This window comes from Acidovorax sp. FG48 (assembly GCF_057809085.1).
The window spans coordinates 39,499-56,246 of the sequence record NZ_JBMDJH010000026.1 but is presented as its reverse complement, the minus strand read 5'-3'; the positions used below and the strand labels follow the sequence as shown (position 1 = coordinate 56,246).

Sequence of the window (16,748 nt, the reverse complement as noted above, 5' to 3'; positions counted from 1 at the left end):
CTTACTTGTCTGGGCCTACCTTTTGGCAACGTGCACTTCGTTGTTTAAACCGCCCACAAATATCGCCCCTGCGGGGCAACGTGCTGCAACCCCTTGCTCCGCGTGCGGGCGTTGCGTGGTCGGCAGGGCATTGTCAGGACGGCGGGCCCGACAAACACCCAAAGAACAGGTCTGCCATCGAGGGCGGAAGAAGCCACCCCATGACACCCACCGCCTGTCCAGGCAGTGAACTGGACCTGTGTGCCAGCGCGCTATTCAGCGGCGCGCCGTAGCGTATCCACCACAGGGCGCAGCAGCACCTCGCGCAAGCCCCACCAGCCCGCAGCCAACGCCAGCACCGCCCCTGCCAGCGCCCCCGCCAGCGGCACCCAGGGAGCGGCGGTCCAGGTGAAGTCAAAAACGTAGCGGGCCAGTGCCCAGCCCACGCCCACGGCCACGGCACTGGCCAGAAAGCCCGCCAGCAGACCCACGCCCACCAGTTCGGCCCGCTGCACCTGGCGCAGCAGGCTTGCCCGGGCACCCACGGCCCGCATGATGGCGTACTCCCGTGCACGCTCTTCGCGGGTGGCGGTCACGGCGGCAAACAACACCACCAGCCCGGCCGCGAGCGTGAAGGCAAACAGAAACTCCACCGCCCGGATCACCTGTTCCAGCACCCGCTGCACCTGGGCAATGGTGGCGCCCATGTCCACATTGGTGATGTTGGGAAACTGGCGCACCAGCGCATTGTCAAAACCGTGGGTCTCGGGGGCGCGGTAGGCGGCCAGGTAGGTGACCGGAACGTCCTTGACCTCTGCCACCGGGTACATCACAAAGAAGTTGGCGCGCATGGAGCCCCAGTCCACCTTGCGCAGGCTGGTGATGCGGGCCTCGTCCTGTACACCGCCCATATCGAACTGCAAGCGGTCCCCCAACTGCAGGCCCAAAGTTTGGGCAATACCTTCTTCCACACTGATGGCGCCCTCCTCACCCGGCGTCCAGCGTCCGGCCACCACCTGGTTGTGGGGCGGTGCCTCCACGGCGTTGGAGAGGTTGAATTCACGGTCCACCAGCCTCTTGGCGCGGTCGTCGGTGTAGTTGTCGGGGCCCACCGGCTTGCCGTTCACGGCCACCAGGCGACCCCGGATCATGGGGTACCAGTCGTAGCGCGCCACGCCGCTGTCCTTGAGCGTCTGCTGAAACGCCTCGGACTGGTCTGGCATCACGTTGATGACAAAGCGATTGGGCGCGTCGGGCGGCGTCGCCTTGCGCCAGCTGCTGATGAGGTCGGTGCGCAGCAGCACCAGCAGCACCAGGGCCAGCAAGCCCACGGCCAGGCTGCTGACCTGCACCACGGCATAGGCCGGGCGTGCAGAGATCTGCCGCGTGGCCAGCACCAGCCAGCGCGGGGCCGTGGCCTCGTTCACACTCTTGCGCAACAGCTTGACTGCCACCCAAGACAACCCCGCAAACAGCGCCACCGCCCCCGCGAAGCCGCCGACAGCAATCAGCCCCAGCTTGATGTCGCTGCTCACTGCCAGCAACAGCGCCGCAAAGCCCGCTATGCCGACTCCCAGCACCGCCAGCGAGGCAGGCTTGAGCCCGCCCACATCGCGCCGGATCACCCGCAGCGGCGGCACCTGCGCCAGTTGCAGCACCGGCGGCAGGCCAAACGCCAACAACAGCGTGAGCCCCATGCCCAGGCCAAACACCACCGGCCACAGGCTGGGCGGCGGCAGGGCCGACTCCACCAGGCCCGCCAACAGCAGCACGAAGGCGTAATGCACCACGTAGCCCAGCGCAACACCCAGCGAGCTGGCAAACAGGCCAATGAGCGCGAACTCGGTGGTGTAGGCCCCCGCAATGGTGCGCTGGCTCTGCCCCAGCACGCGCAACATGGCCGAGGCGTCGAGGTGCTCGGCCGCAAACCCGCGCGCGGCCAGCGCCACGGCCACGGCCGAGAGCAACGCAGCCAGCAGCGCCACCAGGCTCAGGAATTTCTGGGCGCGGTCCAGCGTCTGGCGCATTTCGGGGCGGCCGCTTTCCAGCGACTCCACGCGCACGCCATGCACTTCGGGTTTTTTGGCTTCGGCCACTGCCCACTCGTTGAACGCCTGGATGGCAGGCGCCGGGCCGATGACGGCAAAGCGATACGTCAGGCGGCTGGCCGGCTGCACCAGGCCCGTGACGGGCAGGTCACCTTCGTTGACCATGACCCGCGGCGCAAAGCTCATGAAGCCCGCGCCCCGGTCCGGCTCGATGACGATGATGCGCGCAATGCGCAGCTGTGCATCACCCAGCAACAGCTTGTCGCCCACGGCAAGGTTCAGCGATTCGAGCAGCGGCGCATCCACCCACACCTCGCCGGGCGCCGGGATGTCGCGCGTCGGCTGCTCCAGCGCGCCAGGAGCATCCGCCACCGTGAGGCTGCCGCGTAGCGGGTAGCCCGGCTGCACGCTCTTGAGTGCCACCAGCTTGCTGGCACCACCCTGCGCATCGCTCGCGCGGCCCATGGTCGGAAAGCCCAGCGTGGTCACCGACTGGAGCCCGAGCGCCTTGGCGCGCTCCACAAAAGCGGCTGGCGTCGGGTTGTCGCTGGCCACCACTGCATCACCCCCCAGCAGTTGCAGGGCATCGCGCTGCAGGCCCCCTTGCAGGCGGTCCGCAAAAAACCCCACTGACGTGAGCGCGGCCACGGCCAGGGTGACGGCCACGATCAGCAGGCGCAACTCGCCCGCACGCAGGTCCCGGGCCAGGGTGCGCCAGCCAAGGCGCAAGAAAGACAGGTTCATGGGCGGACCTTAGCGCAAAGCAAACGGGCTGGCGGTCTGTGGGGTGTTAGTGCCGGATCAAGGCCAACCTTCAGGGCCGCGCAGTGGGGGTGGCAGCGGGCGGGGTCGCCGCAACCGTCGCCAGCACCGGTTCTGCCGTGCCCCCTGCCACGGCGGGGATTTCATGGGTGGCGTTGGTGGCCAGCGCCTGCAGCCGTTGCTCCAGGGCCTGTAACACAGGGGTGATCTGCGGGCCCACGCGGATCTGCGGGTTCGAGAAGCCATCGACTTTTCCGGCCTCGACCTCGCGCTGCTGGATCAGCGGGACCGCTTTGGCAAATGCCTCGGTAAAAGAATGGGTCTGGCGCAGTTGCTCATTGAACACCGCGCGGCCAAAAAAGGTCAGCTCCGACAACCTGCCGCAGCCATACGAGGTGTGGGTGGCATCGGCCGCCGTCATGATCAGGGTGCTGTCCGTGGCCAGCGGTTCGATCCAGCCTCCGGAGAAGCATGCGGACACCGCGATCACCCGGTTGCGGATGCCCGCCTCATCGAGCGCTGTGCGCAGCATCTCGGGTGTCACCGGCGGCACCTCCAGCGGCCAATGCGACGCCGCCAGCTCATGGTTGCGCGCGCCGTGCGAGGTCATGTAGATCACCAGCACATCGCGCTCCCGGTCCATGCGTGCGGCCAGGGCAGCAATGGCGCGCTGCAGGTTCTCGGGCGTTGCCCACGGGTGGGTCTTCGCAGTGTCCGCATGGTTGAGCAGGTGCAGCACCCGCCCCTGGGCGTCAAACCGCTCCTGCAGCAGCGCGCTGACCATGCTGCTTTCGCGGCGGAACACGTTTTCATCCGCATAGGGGGCAAACACCAGCCCGTAGACATCCGTCACGCCAGGGCGCTCTGGCGCCAAGGCCTCCACCTGCTGTTGCCACAGCAGCTGCTGGTCTTCAAACAGGCCCTGTGACAGTGCCAGGTGTGCAGGTTCGGGAGGCGGTGCACCGTCGGCCGACTGCGCAGAGGCATCCGCCAGCGCCTGGGCGTCCTCCTCCCAAGGCTGGTCCTGAAACTGCCACATCCCCACGCCCACCACTGCGGCCATCGCCAGCCCAAACACCGCGGTTCGCACACGGGAGCGGATGAAGCGTGCGCTCACAACCACCAGGGCGGCCAGCACCCACACAGTGAGCACACCATAGGCGACCCAGAAAACGATGCTGGCCACCGCGCCGCTCCACCACTCCGGCTGGTGAACCGCCATCCCCATCAACACATACAGCACCAGCAAGGGGCCCAGAGGGGCCCATGCCGAGAGCACATACCAGGCCGCCAATCCGCCGGAAAGGCCAAGGGACCCAGGCTCGCCCGCCAGGGCCGGCGCTCGCTGTGCGGGCGCCATGGCCCACCATGCCAGCCACAGCAGCACCAGGCCGCTCCACATGGGTGCAAGCCAACCCCGCAGGCTGAACTGCGCAGGGCCCACCACCTGCCACCGTGCGGCCCCCACCAGCAGCGCCGCGCTGATCAGCGACAGCACCAGCAATTGCCAGGGCGTAGGCGCTGCGGCCCCCGTGCGCGGCGTAAGGAACAAGGCCGCGCGCAATCCCTCGCGCATCCAGCCCCACAGCGAAAGGCGTTCCGGCGCAAGAGCCGCCCTGCCTGCCAGCGATGGCGGCGGGTCTTGCGGCGATCGGCCCAAAGGAACTTCAATTTCCGTGTGGGCCAACTCGGGGCCCCATTGGCTGGGTAACGTGTCGGCCCAGGTGCTGCTGCTGGCGTTCAGGTCTTTCATGCGCGCATCATGCCATCGCAGGTTGACGTCTTGATGCGCATGACCGCAGCCGAAACACGGAGGCTGCGCGCCACTCCGCGAGCCCCTGAGCCGAGCAAGCAAGAGCCTGGTCCATGGCGCCATTGCCTCGGCGCTCGTACCGCTGGCAAGGGCCTTCCCAACGGCAAAATAAAACCAAAAATAATATTGATTAGATATTAAATAACTTATGGAGCATAATTCGACTCGTTGCAGTTACCGCTCACGACGCGAGCTGTCATCGCAACCCCTGCCTCCACGCGATTTCAACGCCCCAGGCAGGCCACCTTTGGCGACGCTTGTCGCCCAGTGGGTCTGAAGAGCTGCAGCCCACCGAGTCCATCGATGCTCACGCAAACCTGTGCAGGTCTGCGTTCCCGAATGCACCAGATTTCCAATAACGCCATTTCCATGGGCCAGTACGTCGTTTCGCCCGCGACACACCCAACCGACTGCGGCGGCTTTCGCGCCTCCTTCTCGGTCCAGCGCGCCGCAGGCAACGGCAGCTACTGCCGCGTATTCCGTTTTGACAAAGCCTTTGCCTCGCGCGAGGCGGCGCGGCTCTTTGCAGTCACCCAGGGCTGGCTCCAGACCTGCATGGCGCACCCGCCTGTGTGCTGATGGATTGATCTGCCAACGCCAGATCGTTTTCACCAGTCACCCCATTCCACCCCTTCAGTTGCCAGGCCAGCCGGCGCGCGCAGCTGTCTCCCCACGGTACGCTTTTCGTGCGCACCACATCTCAGAAAGGCTCTTCCATGAGCAGCAAAATCTACGTGGGCAACCTGCCCTACTCCGTGACCGACGCCACCCTCGAAAGCAACTTCGCCGAGTTCGGCGGCGTGTCTTCCGCCAAGGTCATGATGGACCGCGAAACCGGACGCTCCAAAGGCTTTGGATTCGTGGAAATGGCCAATGCCGAAGTGGCCCAGGCCGCCATCAGCGCAATGCACGGCATGTCCGTGGATGGACGCTCGATCGTGGTCAACCTCGCCCGCCCCCGTGAAACCACCGGCGGTGCCGGCGGCTACAGCGCCTCGGGTTACAACACCAACAAGCGCTCGGACGTTGGCTATGGCAACGGCGGCTTTGGCGGCGGTCGCTACTAAGCCCTGACGATCCACAACGAAAAGCCGGCGCTCAGACGCCGGCTTTTTTTCGTCCTGCCCCCATCCGGCGGTGCACGCCCAGCGCCTCTGGGCCTCAGCGTGGGCCAGCACTCTGCACGGGTGGCACAACGGGTGCCTGCGCCAGCTCCGGCTGCAGAACCAGGCGGTGCGCACCGCTGTAGCAGACAAAGCGGCGATTGGTCGCGCGCCCGATGGCGCACAGGCCCAACTGCTGGGCCACGGCGTGGCCCATCTGTGTCATGCCGCTGCGGGACACCACGATGGGCACACCCATCTGCGCGGACTTGATGACCATCTCGCTGGTGAGGCGGCCCGTGGTGTAGAACACCTTGTCCGCCCCCGACATGGGAACAGACGCAGAGCCTTCAGCGGGGCTGCCTGACGAAGACGTTTCAGGGTTCATCCACATCCAGCCGGCGATGGTGTCGATGGCATTGTGGCGCCCGACATCCTCCACGAAGGTGAGTAGCTCCTCCCCCTGGAACAACGCGCAGCCGTGGACCGAGCCGGACGACTTGTAGGTGGTCTCCTTGAGGCGAATCGCATTGACGATGCCGTAAAGCTGGCCCTGGGTCAGGCGGGCGTCGGGCAACTGGATGCGGTCCACTTCGTCCATGAGCCCGCCAAACACGCTGCCCTGCCCGCAGCCCGTGGTGACAACCTTGCTGGCCGTGCGCTCCTCAATGCGCGCGATGCCGTGGCGCGTGCGCACGGCAGCGGCATGCACCTCCCAATCGACCGTGATGGATTCAATGTCGAACACCGACTCGACCAGCCGCTGGTTGCGCAAGTAGCCCAGCACCAGCAACTCCGGTTGCGCACCCAATGTCATCAGCGTGACGAGCTCGCGCTTGTCCACATAAATCGTCAACGGACGCTCGGCCGGGATCTGCACCTGCTCGCGCTCGCCCAGCTCATTCACGATCTCCACCGCGTGGGTGAGCGGGGCATGGGCCCGCGTCAAGCGCGGCAGCGCGGGCATGGACGAGCCGGAAGGGGCAGATGAAGAACTCATGGGGCAAATATACGCAGTGCAAGACGCCAGCGGTGGGCGAAAGGGAATAGGTTGCGAAGTGGTTGCGCCACGGCGCCCCGGCACGTGGGCCCCGCCAGGCCCCCTTCGCACCACCGCCCACAAAAAAAGCCGCGCCCCACAAGGGAACGCGGCTCGCGGCCTGAAGCGACAGTGTGCGTCAGGACTTCGAAGCGGGTGCCGTCGCTGCTGCGGGCACCTGCGTGCTGGGAGGGCTGCTGGCCGTGCCTGGTGGCGAATGGGCGCCTGCAGCCTCGGCCGGTTTGGCGGCTGGCGGTGTGTAGGCGAAGGGGCCGGGATCTGCGCAAGCAGCTCCACCCGCAGCCGCTGGCTTGGCCGAGGGCGTGGTCTTGCGGTAGTGCGCGGCCACCTTGTCTTGCGATAGGCACAGCTTGTAGTTGTCCACCTTGCCGGCCCATGCGGCCTTGGCGGCGGCTTCGGCGGCCTTGGCTGCGGCCTCGGGGGACGGGGCCGGCAGCTTGGCAGATGCCACCGTGCATACGGCTGCCGCGCACAGCGCCAGCAAAGAGGTGCGGATGCTTGATCTCGTCATGGAGTGGATCCTCATACCTGGGCGGGCTGCTGGCCCGCAGATGCTGCTACGTCGGTCGCTGACTGGCTGGCGCTGCGCTGGCGCGGGATCTTGCCGGCCTGCACATCGTCGTACCACAGCTCATGGTGTTCCTTGGCCCAGCCCTCGCTCACATAGCCGGTGCGCATGGCCTTGTAGGCGCCCTTCATGCCCACTGTGCCCATGTAGATGTGGCCACAGATCAACGCCATCATCCAGATGGCCAGGGTGGCGTGGATCATGTGGGCGATCTGCATGTCGCCACGTACGTCGCCAATGCCGGGAATGAGCTTATCGAGCACGAGGCCCGTGGCCACCACAAAGATGCCGGGGATGGTGATGCCCCACCAGAACAGGCCCTTCTCGCCCGCATTGAAGCGGTGTGAGGGCACCTCGTGATTGCCCTTGCCCAGCATGCCGCCGCCCTTGGCCAGCCAGACAAAGTCGGCGCGGTTGGCGATGTTGTCCTTGATGAAGGTGAGAATGATCACCAGCAGCGACACAGCAAACAACGGGCCCACAAAGTTGTGCACGTTCTTGAGCGCATAGGTCAACCAGCCAAACAGCGTGGTCCCCAGGATGGGCAACAGGAAGAACTTGCCAAACGCCATCACTATGCCGGAGATGGCCAACGCGATGAATGCAAACGCATTGGCCCAGTGGGCCGCGCGCTCGAACGGGGTGAAACGCTCGATACGGCGGGGACCGGTGCCGTCGGGATGCTCATGCCCCAGCGGGCCTTTCACAAAGTAGAAGATGCCCAAAGCCAGCAACACGATGGCAAACAGCGCCGCACCGTAGGGGATGATCCAGTGGTTGCGCACTTGCCGCCACGCCTCGCCCGCATTGGTGTAGCGCGAGCCAGGGTACTGCACAAAGCGTTGGATCAGGTTGCCCGCCTCGGGCGCCTGGGTCACCGGTAGGCTGCTGTAGCCCGTCACGCCCTGCCCGACCTGGCGCCACATGGGCGCGTTGTTACCGGGCTGCACCTTCATGCGTTCGCCGTTGCTCTGTTCAGCGTATTTGGGATCAGCGCTGGCGTCGGGTTTGACCTGAAAGATGTTCTGGCTTTGTACGCCGCCCACGGCAGCGGGCGCGGTGGCGGCTGCGGGGGCCGAGGGGGCCGCTGCGTCTGGCGCAGCTGGCTGCGCCTGTGCGCCAGCCAGCCCGCAGGCCAGACTGGCCGCCAGGGCCATGGACCACACGATGTATTTCATGGTGGACCTCACTTCGCCTGGGTGCGGGTGTATTCGTTCTGGCCGTACTGCTGGCGCGCTTTCAACTGCGCTTCCCAGCTGGATTTGTCACCGGCTTTCCAGCCAGGCTGCGTGAAGTTGCTGCCAGTGCCCGCGTAAGGCGGAGCATCGCTGCGGATGCCCATGCCGGTCTGCGGTTTCTCGCCGCAGGCTGTGAGTGCCAGGGCGGCCACCGCAGCGGCCAGGGTCAGGTGTACGGTGCGCTGCATCATGACTTGCCTCCTGCAGGCTGGCCTGCCTGTTGTGAGCCGTAGGCCGTGCCCCAGCCCCACACCTCGGCACCCTTGCCACGCTGCACCACGCGGTTGCGGAAGATGTCCGCCACCACATCGCCATCACCGGCCAACAGGGCCTTGGTCGAGCACATTTCGGCGCAGGCGGGCAGTTTGCCCTCGGCCAGTCGGTTGCGGCCGTATTTTTCAAACTCGGCCTGGCTGCCGTGGGTCTCAGGGCCACCGGCGCAGAAGGTGCACTTGTCCATCTTGCCGCGCACACCAAAAGTGCCGGACGCAGGGAACTGCGGCGCACCGAAGGGGCAGGCATAGCTGCAGTAGCCGCAGCCGATGCACACATCCTTGTCGTGCAGCACCACGCCCTCTTCGGTGCGGTAGAAGCAATTAACGGGGCAAACCGCCATGCAGGGTGCATCGCTGCAATGCATGCAGGCCACCGAGATGGACTTCTCGCCCGGCACACCGTCGTTCAGGGTGACCACGCGACGGCGGTTCACGCCCCAGGGTACTTCGTGTTCGTTCTTGCAGGCGGTCACGCAGCCGTTGCACTCGATGCAGCGCTCTGCGTCGCAGATGAATTTCATTCGTGCCATGTGTGTCTCCTTGCGTGGCGCGATCAGGCGCGTTCCACGTTGCAGATCGTGGTCTTGGTTTCTTGCATCATGGTCACACTGTCGTAGCCATAGGTGGTGGCCGTGTTCACGGCTTCACCGCGCACCACGGGTGCAGCGCCCTTGGGGTAATACGCCAGCATGTCCGCCCCCTGCCAGCGGCCCGAGAAGTGGAACGGCATCCACACCGTGTCGGGTGCCACACGCTCGGTGACCAGCGCCTGCACGTTGATGCGGGCGCCCGTGGGCGAACTGAGCCACACGCGCTCGCCGTTGCGGATACCGCGGTCCGCAGCGGTCTTGGGGTTGATCTCGACAAACGACTCCTGCTGCAACTCTGCCAGCCAGGGGTTGGAGCGGGTTTCCTCGCCGCCGCCTTCGTACTCGACCAAACGGCCCGAGCTCATGATGAGCGGGAACTTCTCGCTCACCTTGTCGGCAATGTTCTTTTCCTGCACGGTCTTGTAGAGCGTGGGCAGGCGCCAGAAGGCCTTCTTGTCGTCGTGGGTGGGGTACTTGGCCATGAGGTCCGGCCGCGTGCCATACAGGGGCTCGCGGTGCTGCGGAATAGCATCAGGGAAGTTCCACACCACAGCGCGCGCCTTCGCGTTGCCAAAAGGATGACAACCATGCTTCAGGGCCACACGGATGATCGCGCCCGTGGGGTCGGTCTTCCAGTTCTTGCCTTCGGCCTTGGCCTTCTCGGCATCGCTCAGGTCGTCCCACCAGCCCAGCTTTTTCAGCAGCACATGGTCGAACTCAGGGTAGCCTGTGGTGATCTCGCAGCCCAGCGAATGCGAGCCGTCTTCGGCCAGCAGATTGACGCCGTCTTTTTCCACACCGAAGTTCGCACGGAAGTTACCGCCACCGTCCATCACATGCTTGGAGGTGTCGTACAGGTTGGGCGAGCCAGGGTGCTTGAGCTCGGGCGTGCCATAGCAGGGCCATGGCAGGCCAAAGTAGTCGCCACCAAAGTCGTAGCCGGTTTCCTTGTCCTTACCGCCCTTGGCCTTGAGGGTCTTCACGTCGAACAAGTGCATGTTCTTCATGTGGGCCTTCAGGCGCTCAGGGCTTTGGCCGGTGTAGCCAATGGTCCAGACCGACTTGTTGATTTCGCGCAGGATGTCCTCGGGCACGGGCTCGTCCATGCCCTTGACCTTCTGCATCTTGTAGTTCTTGCACAGCTCATCGGCAAAGCCGAGCTTTTGTGCGAACTGATACATGATCATGTGGTCGGAGCGGCTCTCCCACAGCGGCTCGATCACCTTCTCGCGCCACTGGATGGAACGGTTGGAGGCCGTGCACGATCCGCTGGTCTCGAACTGCGTGGCCGCTGGCAGCAGGTACACCGCGCGGTTGGGGTTCAAGTCCTCGGCCTTGCCGGGCATGGCGGCCATGGCGGCGGTGGCCGATGGATACGGGTCCACCACCACCAGCAGGTCCAGCTTGTCCATGGCGCGCTTCATTTCGAGGCCACGGGTCTGCGAGTTGGGCGCATGGCCCCAGAAGAACACGCCGCGCAGGTTGGAGTCCTGGTCGATCAGCTCGTTGTTCTCCAGCACGCCATCGATCCAGCGCGACACGGTGATGCCGTTCTTGGTCATCATCGCGGGCGATGCGTACTGCTTCTTGATCCACTCGAAGTCCACACCCCACACGTTGGCGAAGTGCTTCCAAGAGCCCTCGGCCAGGCCGTAGTAGCCCGGCAGCGAGTCGGGGTTGGGGCCGACGTCGGTCGCGCCCTGCACGTTGTCGTGGCCACGGAAAATGTTGGTGCCGCCGCCGCTCTTGCCGACGTTGCCCAGGGCCAGTTGCAGGATGCACGATGCACGCACCATGGCGTTGCCGATGGTGTGCTGCGTTTGTCCCATGCACCAGACGATGGTGCCGGGGTTGTTGTCGTGCAGCATCTTGGCGACCTTGAACATCTGGTCTTCCTTGACGCCACAGGCCTCTTCGACCTTGTCCGGGGTCCACTTGGCCAGCACTTCGTCGCGCACCTTGTCCATGCCATAGACACGGTCGTTGATGTACTTCTTGTCTTCCCAGCCGTTCTTGAAGATGTGGTACAGCAGACCGAACAGGAACGGAATATCGGTGCCCGAGCGGATGCGCACGTACTCGTCGGCCTTGGCCGCCGTGCGGGTGAAGCGGGGGTCCACCACGATCATCTTGCAGCCGGTTTCCTTGGCGTGCAGCATGTGCAGCATGGACACCGGATGGGCCTCGGCCGCGTTGGAGCCGATGTACAGAGCGACCTTGCTGTTCTGCATGTCGTTGTACGAATTGGTCATGGCGCCATAGCCCCAGGTGTTCGCCACACCTGCCACCGTGGTCGAGTGGCAAATGCGCGCCTGATGGTCGCAGTTGTTGGTGCCCCAGAAGCTCACGAACTTGCGCAGCAGGTAGGCCTGTTCGTTGTTGTGCTTGGACGAACCCACGAAGTACACGCTGTCAGGGCCGCTGGCCTTGCGCAGCTCCTGCATCTTGGCAGTGATCTCGTTCAGTGCCGTGTCCCAGCTGATGCGCTCATACTTGCCGTTGACGAGCTTCATGGGGTAACGCAGGCGGTACTCGCCGTGGCCGTGCTCACGCAAGGCCGCGCCCTTTGCGCAGTGGGCGCCCAGGTTGATGGGCGAGTCGAACACCGCCTCCTGGCGCACCCACACACCGTTTTCAACCACCGCATCCACGGCGCAACCCACCGAGCAGTGGGTGCACACGGTGCGGCGCACTTCGATCTTGCTGTCGCCGATGCCAACCTTGGCACCTTCGGCGGCGTTGGATTTCTTGACCAGCGTGAGCTGGGACGCGGCGATGCCCACGCCCACCCCCAGACCGGAGCGACGCAGGAACGAGCGGCGGTCCATGGTGGGCAGGGCCTGCGACAGGCCACGGCGCAGGCTGTGCACAAAAGGCGACGCAGAGCTGTTGCCCTGCACGGAATGGGAAGACTTCTTGGTTAGCAACATGGCGTGCCCCGATGTCAGAGTTGGGTGGTCTTGTAGTACTGCTTCACGCGGGCAGACAGGTGATAACCACCGCCCTTTTCGGGTGCGACGCGCGCGGGTTCGGACACCACGGCATCGGACGGAGCCACTTGGGGAAGGGCCACCACGGCTGCTGCGGCAGCGCCTACGGTGGCAGCACCGGAGAAGAAGCTCCGGCGGGAGGAATTTGGCTGGCTGTTCTGCATGCTTGTCTCCAGAAAGGCTGGCAGCTATGAAACGGAATTCATACAGTCTATGTCAGTGTGTAAAAACCCGCCATCGGGCTTTACAACTCCCAGTAACACACTCATCTTTTGTAGCGGTCGAACTAGGGTTTACGAGCACTCCCAGGGATCAATCCAACATGTCGAAGCCCTGGGTCTCCACCGACACAAAGGCCCGCGTGAAGTGCGCCACAGCCGCATAAAACCGTGCTTGTGGCTGTGCAGCCAAGGCATCGCAGAGTTGCAAAACCCAGGGCTGCAGATGCGTTGAAAAAAATTCACGCTGGGATGTCAGGTTGCAGACAGCTACATCATCTCCCGCGATCAAGTAGCGCATCACCTCCAGCAGGTAGGCCACATGGTCCTCGGTCTCGGGCATGACCTCATCCCGCGCCAGGCCCAGTTGCTGCAGATCGGTGCGCAGGCGCGCCAGCGGCTTTTCATTGAGAAACCCGCTGAGGTAGTGCGAGCCGTACAGAAACACTTCAGGCTTGCCCACGCCGCCAAACAGCCGATCAAACTCCTGCGCAATCTCAGCGTCGCTGAGCGCACGCGACGCTGCCACGAGTTGCTGCCAGGGCTCCTGCAAAAAGCCCCCGCTGGCGGGCGCCTCGGTCACGGCCACGCGCAAGGCGGACAACAGCTCCGGACTGGGCGCCGCGTAATACAGCTGCGATAACAAACCGTACAGCTCGGCGCGGGCGGTTTCCTCATCGAGCGCAGAGCTGCCGCCCAGGGGAGTCAAGGTGGATGAGGCGCTCACAGGTCGGTCACTTTCGTCTCGTTTTCTGCGGAATACAGGTCGATCACACGGCAGTCGCTGCACATCTTCAAGCGCTCCAGCGCCTCGCCCTGGAACATGGGGTGGCCCGAGAGCTTGCCGAGCATGGCCTCGATGGCTTTCACCGTGCCAAAGGGTTTGCTGCAACGCACACAGGCCCAGGGCTTGGCCTCGTTGAGCACCCGCAGTTGCGCGCGCTCGGGCGTGAGCAGCAGGCGCGGTTGCAGGGTGATGGCGTCTTCCGGGCAGGTGGTGGCGCACAGGCCACACTGCACGCAGTTCTTTTCGATGAAGCGCAATTGCGGCAGCTGCGGGTTGTCCTGCAGCGCACTGGCCGGGCAGGCGCTCACACAGCTCAGGCACAGGGTGCAGCGGTCCTTGTTGACCTCGATGGTGCCCAGAGGGGAGCCCACCGCGGGCAGCGCAATAGCCACAGGCCGCTCGGCCACGGGCATGGGGGCTTGCTCCGTCAGATGGTCGAGCGCCATCTCCAGCGTGCTGCGTTTCTCTTGCGCCACCGCAAAGCGGGCCGCCACGGCCGGGGTCTTCTGGCGCGTCTGGCCCAAAGCCTGCAGTGCCGCGTCCAGCGCGGTGGGGTGGTTGGCGCGCAGCAACTGCACATGGGTGCCGGTGTAGCCCAGGCCACGCAGGATGGCCTGCGCCACATCCATTTGCGCCTGCAGGCCATCGAGGTACTGCGGGGCTTCTTCGTCGGAGCTCAGCACCACCACTTGCGAGGCGCCGTAGGCGATGGCACTCAGCCACAGGTCCACGCCGGTGCTGGCTGTGTGCCACAGCGCCACCGGGATCACATTGGCAGGCACTCCGTGCGCCAGCTTCAGTTGGGCGGCACGGCCGAGTTCTTCGACCAGCGACTGGCCGCGCTCCTGGCTGTGCAGCAGCACCACCGCATCCTTGCCACCGGCAGCCGCGTAGGTGGACAGCAGCGTCTTGAGCTTGGTGCCCTGATCCGTTGCGCTGGGGTAGGCATAGGTCAGCGCGCCCGTGGGGCACACGGTGGTGCAGGCACCGCAGCCCACACACAGGTTGGGGTTCACCTTGATTTGCTGACGGCTCTTGTCGCTGGCGATGGCCTCGGCCGAGCAGATGTCCACGCACGCATTGCAGCCCACGGTTTCGTTGCGGCTGTGGGCGCATAGCTTTTGTTTGTAGGCAAAAAACTTGGGCTTCTCGAACTCACCCACCAGCTCGCGCAGCTTGAGCAGCGTGCCCAGGTCCCGCCCGTCCCAGCGCAGGTAACCCTGCGGCAGCGCATGCTGCAAAAAGGTGGGCGTGGCGGTGGGCGCACGCAGGTCCAGCACCAGGTCAAAACGCTCGGTCTGCGCCGCGGCATCGCGAGTGAAGTCGATAGCCCCAGCGACCTGACACACCTTCACGCAGGCGCGGTGAGACTGGCAGGCGGCCATGTCGATCTGGTAGTCAAGACCGATGGCATTTTCAGGACAAGCCGCCACGCAGGCATTGCAGCGCGTGCACAGGTCCAGGTCGATGGGGTTGTCGGCAGACCACTGCAGCTCAAACGCACCCAGCCAGCCTGTGAGCCCTGTGATGCGCCCACCCAGCACCGGGTAGCGCCGCGCCTGCGCGCCGCCGGCATTGCCGGGGCCTTGGGTGAACAGCGTCACATCGAGCACATCCGACACCAGGGCAGCGGCCTGCTCGGCCTGGTCCAGCGGGCCGATGATGAGCAAGCGGCCCGTGCTCTTGTAGGTGACCGTAGGCACGGGTGGCGGGTCGGGCAAACGCGCTGCGGCCAGCAGGGCGGCGATCTTGGGGCTGGCCTTGGCGGCATCGCGGCTCCAGCCCCCGGTTTCGCGGATGTTCACAAACCGGATGGGCGACACCGCCCCTTCGGTCTGCTGGCCCAGGTCGCCAAACAGGCGCTGCTCCTGGGTGCAGGCCACCACCACGTCCTGCCCGGACTGGATGGCCTTTTGGAACGCCCCTGCGTCACGCCGGCACAGGGTAGAGTGAAGGGTCAGGTCTTCATGCAGTGCCTCGCCCAACGCCTTGGCGTTGAGGGGCATCGTCTGGTTGCAGTCGCAAATGAGCGTCGTGGTCATTGTGGGTATGGCTGGCTGGCGTGACCACCGCATCCTGGGCAGGGCGCGGGGCCACCTCAGGCTCGCTGGAAGGAACGCTAGGAACAGCGTTGCATACCCGGGACTGTGCCACGTCTGCGGGGCCTTGCGCCTCCGCATCATCCCGAGGCTGACTGGCCGGCGGGGATATTGGGGCCGCAGCAGCCGCATCCGGCGCCTGATCGCCCGGCAGACCGGGTGCAGCGGCCGATGCCTTTTTCTCGTGGTCAAAGAAGCCGAGCGCATGTGCGCTGGCCATCTTGCGCAGCATGCCCGCGGGCAGCGGGTCGGGCTGGGTGTAGTCGCCGACGTAGATGTCCAGACCGTCCATCACATTGAAGTGCGGGTCGGCAAACAGCTTCTTCATGGCCAGGTTGCGCACCTCGGGCGACACCGCGCGGGACACGAATGGTTTGAAGTCCGATGCGGGGGTGAGCGCCTCGGCATCCGCCAGCGTGGGCGGTGGTGGCGCATCGGGTGCCGGGGTGACGGGGGCAGCTGGTGCAACCGCAGACACTGGCGCTGGCGACGGGCTTGGAGGCGCTATCTGCGGTGCAGGGGTGCGTGCAGGCGACGGAGGGTCCTGAACAGGCTTGCCCGCCTGCACATCCTGCTTGCGGCGCGACCAGCGCCCAAGGAATCCATCAGCCATGGCCGCCCCCTCCGCCCCCGCCACGGAGCTTCTCGGTGGACACCGAGGCCGGGTTGCCAAAGCGGTCCTGCAAGGTGCGGAAGCTGTCCGGACGCTTGCGGCGCTTGGGCTCGGGCTGGTAATGCTCGGCCACAAAGGCACGCAGCGCCTCCACCACCTCGGGGTCGGCAGGCACCTGCTCCACGGTTTCCTGCGCGTCCAGCCAGCGGCCAGCGTCGTGATAGCTCAGGCTCACCGCCACGGGGCGGGCCAGGGGGATAGCGCCGGTGCCTGTGTCTTCATCGCGGCGCCACATCACAAACCAGCAGGGGGCCGGGGAAGTGAGGTTGAGGTGGTAGCCCTCGGCATCGTCACGGAACAGCTCCACGCGAAAGCCGGGGAACAACCAGCGCTGCTCGCGCTCGTCCTGGATCAGCGGCCGGGGTTCGCTACCGAAGGTGGGTTCGTGGACCACCACCTCGGCCAGCGACCAGCGCCAGGGTTGCCAGCGGTTGTCGATGTGCTCGCACCGCATGATCACGGCGACGTCGGTGTAGGGGCGCGGGGCAGTCATGGACGCCGACTGTACCCCGGCGCGAGGCCATGGTCGGCACGGCCTGCAAAGC

15 protein-coding genes are annotated in these 16,748 nt (G+C 65.2%); 2 read left to right on the top strand and 13 right to left on the bottom strand.

Annotated features, from left to right (window positions below):
* Nucleotides 1–251 precede the first annotated feature (251 nt).
* Nucleotides 252–2,771 (bottom strand): ABC transporter permease, encoded by a 2,520-nt coding sequence (locus ACODSU_RS23330; protein WP_488845218.1) that lies wholly within the window; start codon nt 2,769–2,771, stop codon nt 252–254.
* Nucleotides 2,772–2,841: 70 nt separating this feature from the next.
* Nucleotides 2,842–4,542: a C13 family peptidase gene (locus ACODSU_RS23325; protein ID WP_488845216.1), complete on the bottom strand. Its 1,701-nt coding sequence runs from the start codon at nt 4,540–4,542 to the stop codon at nt 2,842–2,844.
* A gap of 399 nt (nt 4,543–4,941) precedes the next feature.
* Between ACODSU_RS23325 and ACODSU_RS23320 the strand changes: the two genes are divergently transcribed.
* Together ACODSU_RS23320 and rbp are read left to right on the top strand one after the other, a co-directional pair.
* On the top strand, nt 4,942–5,181 hold the full coding sequence (locus ACODSU_RS23320) for a hypothetical protein (protein ID WP_210436255.1): 240 nt from the start codon (nt 4,942–4,944) through the stop codon (nt 5,179–5,181).
* 137 nt (nt 5,182–5,318) lie between these two features.
* Nucleotides 5,319–5,669: an RNA-binding regulator gene (gene rbp / locus ACODSU_RS23315; protein ID WP_488845214.1), complete on the top strand. Its 351-nt coding sequence runs from the start codon at nt 5,319–5,321 to the stop codon at nt 5,667–5,669.
* A 94-nt stretch (nt 5,670–5,763) separates the two neighbouring features.
* Here the strand turns inward: rbp and ACODSU_RS23310 are convergent, their stop codons facing one another.
* The 11 genes from ACODSU_RS23310 to ACODSU_RS23260 all read right to left on the bottom strand — a co-directional run bounded on the left by ACODSU_RS23310 (nt 5,764) and on the right by ACODSU_RS23260 (nt 16,696).
* Nucleotides 5,764–6,705, bottom strand: a complete 942-nt coding sequence (locus tag ACODSU_RS23310; RefSeq protein WP_488845212.1) for a formate dehydrogenase accessory sulfurtransferase FdhD — start codon at nt 6,703–6,705, stop codon at nt 5,764–5,766.
* A 178-nt stretch (nt 6,706–6,883) separates the two neighbouring features.
* On the bottom strand, nt 6,884–7,276 hold the full coding sequence (locus ACODSU_RS23305; protein ID WP_488845210.1) for a hypothetical protein: 393 nt from the start codon (nt 7,274–7,276) through the stop codon (nt 6,884–6,886).
* Nucleotides 7,277–7,287: 11 nt separating this feature from the next.
* Nucleotides 7,288–8,511: a formate dehydrogenase subunit gamma gene (locus ACODSU_RS23300; RefSeq protein ID WP_488845208.1), complete on the bottom strand. Its 1,224-nt coding sequence runs from the start codon at nt 8,509–8,511 to the stop codon at nt 7,288–7,290.
* Between the two features lie 8 nt (nt 8,512–8,519).
* Complete coding sequence (locus ACODSU_RS23295) at nt 8,520–8,762, bottom strand: hypothetical protein (RefSeq protein ID WP_015015426.1); 243 nt, start codon at nt 8,760–8,762, stop codon at nt 8,520–8,522.
* Nucleotides 8,759–9,376 (bottom strand): formate dehydrogenase FDH3 subunit beta, encoded by a 618-nt coding sequence (gene fdh3B, locus ACODSU_RS23290; RefSeq protein WP_015015427.1) that lies wholly within the window; start codon nt 9,374–9,376, stop codon nt 8,759–8,761. Before fdh3B ends, ACODSU_RS23295 begins: the two co-directional genes overlap by 4 nt.
* Before the next feature lie 23 nt (nt 9,377–9,399).
* On the bottom strand, nt 9,400–12,366 hold the full coding sequence (locus ACODSU_RS23285; RefSeq protein ID WP_015015428.1) for a formate dehydrogenase subunit alpha: 2,967 nt from the start codon (nt 12,364–12,366) through the stop codon (nt 9,400–9,402).
* A gap of 14 nt (nt 12,367–12,380) precedes the next feature.
* Nucleotides 12,381–12,590 (bottom strand): hypothetical protein, encoded by a 210-nt coding sequence (locus tag ACODSU_RS23280; RefSeq protein ID WP_015015429.1) that lies wholly within the window; start codon nt 12,588–12,590, stop codon nt 12,381–12,383.
* 148 nt (nt 12,591–12,738) lie between these two features.
* Nucleotides 12,739–13,371 (bottom strand): TorD/DmsD family molecular chaperone, encoded by a 633-nt coding sequence (locus ACODSU_RS23275; protein ID WP_060986376.1) that lies wholly within the window; start codon nt 13,369–13,371, stop codon nt 12,739–12,741.
* Nucleotides 13,368–15,437: a 4Fe-4S binding protein gene (locus ACODSU_RS23270; protein WP_488845220.1), complete on the bottom strand. Its 2,070-nt coding sequence runs from the start codon at nt 15,435–15,437 to the stop codon at nt 13,368–13,370. Before ACODSU_RS23270 ends, ACODSU_RS23275 begins: the two co-directional genes overlap by 4 nt.
* Entirely contained in the window at nt 15,397–16,143 is a 747-nt protein-coding gene (locus tag ACODSU_RS23265; RefSeq protein WP_488845205.1) for a DUF3306 domain-containing protein, read from the bottom strand. Before ACODSU_RS23265 ends, ACODSU_RS23270 begins: the two co-directional genes overlap by 41 nt.
* Nucleotides 16,136–16,696 carry a DUF3305 domain-containing protein gene (locus ACODSU_RS23260; protein WP_488845203.1) on the bottom strand — a complete coding sequence of 187 codons (561 nt, stop codon included), beginning with the start codon at nt 16,694–16,696 and terminating at the stop codon, nt 16,136–16,138. The genes ACODSU_RS23265 and ACODSU_RS23260 overlap by 8 nt, the downstream gene beginning before the upstream one ends.
* Between the last annotated feature and the right edge of the window lie 52 nt (nt 16,697–16,748).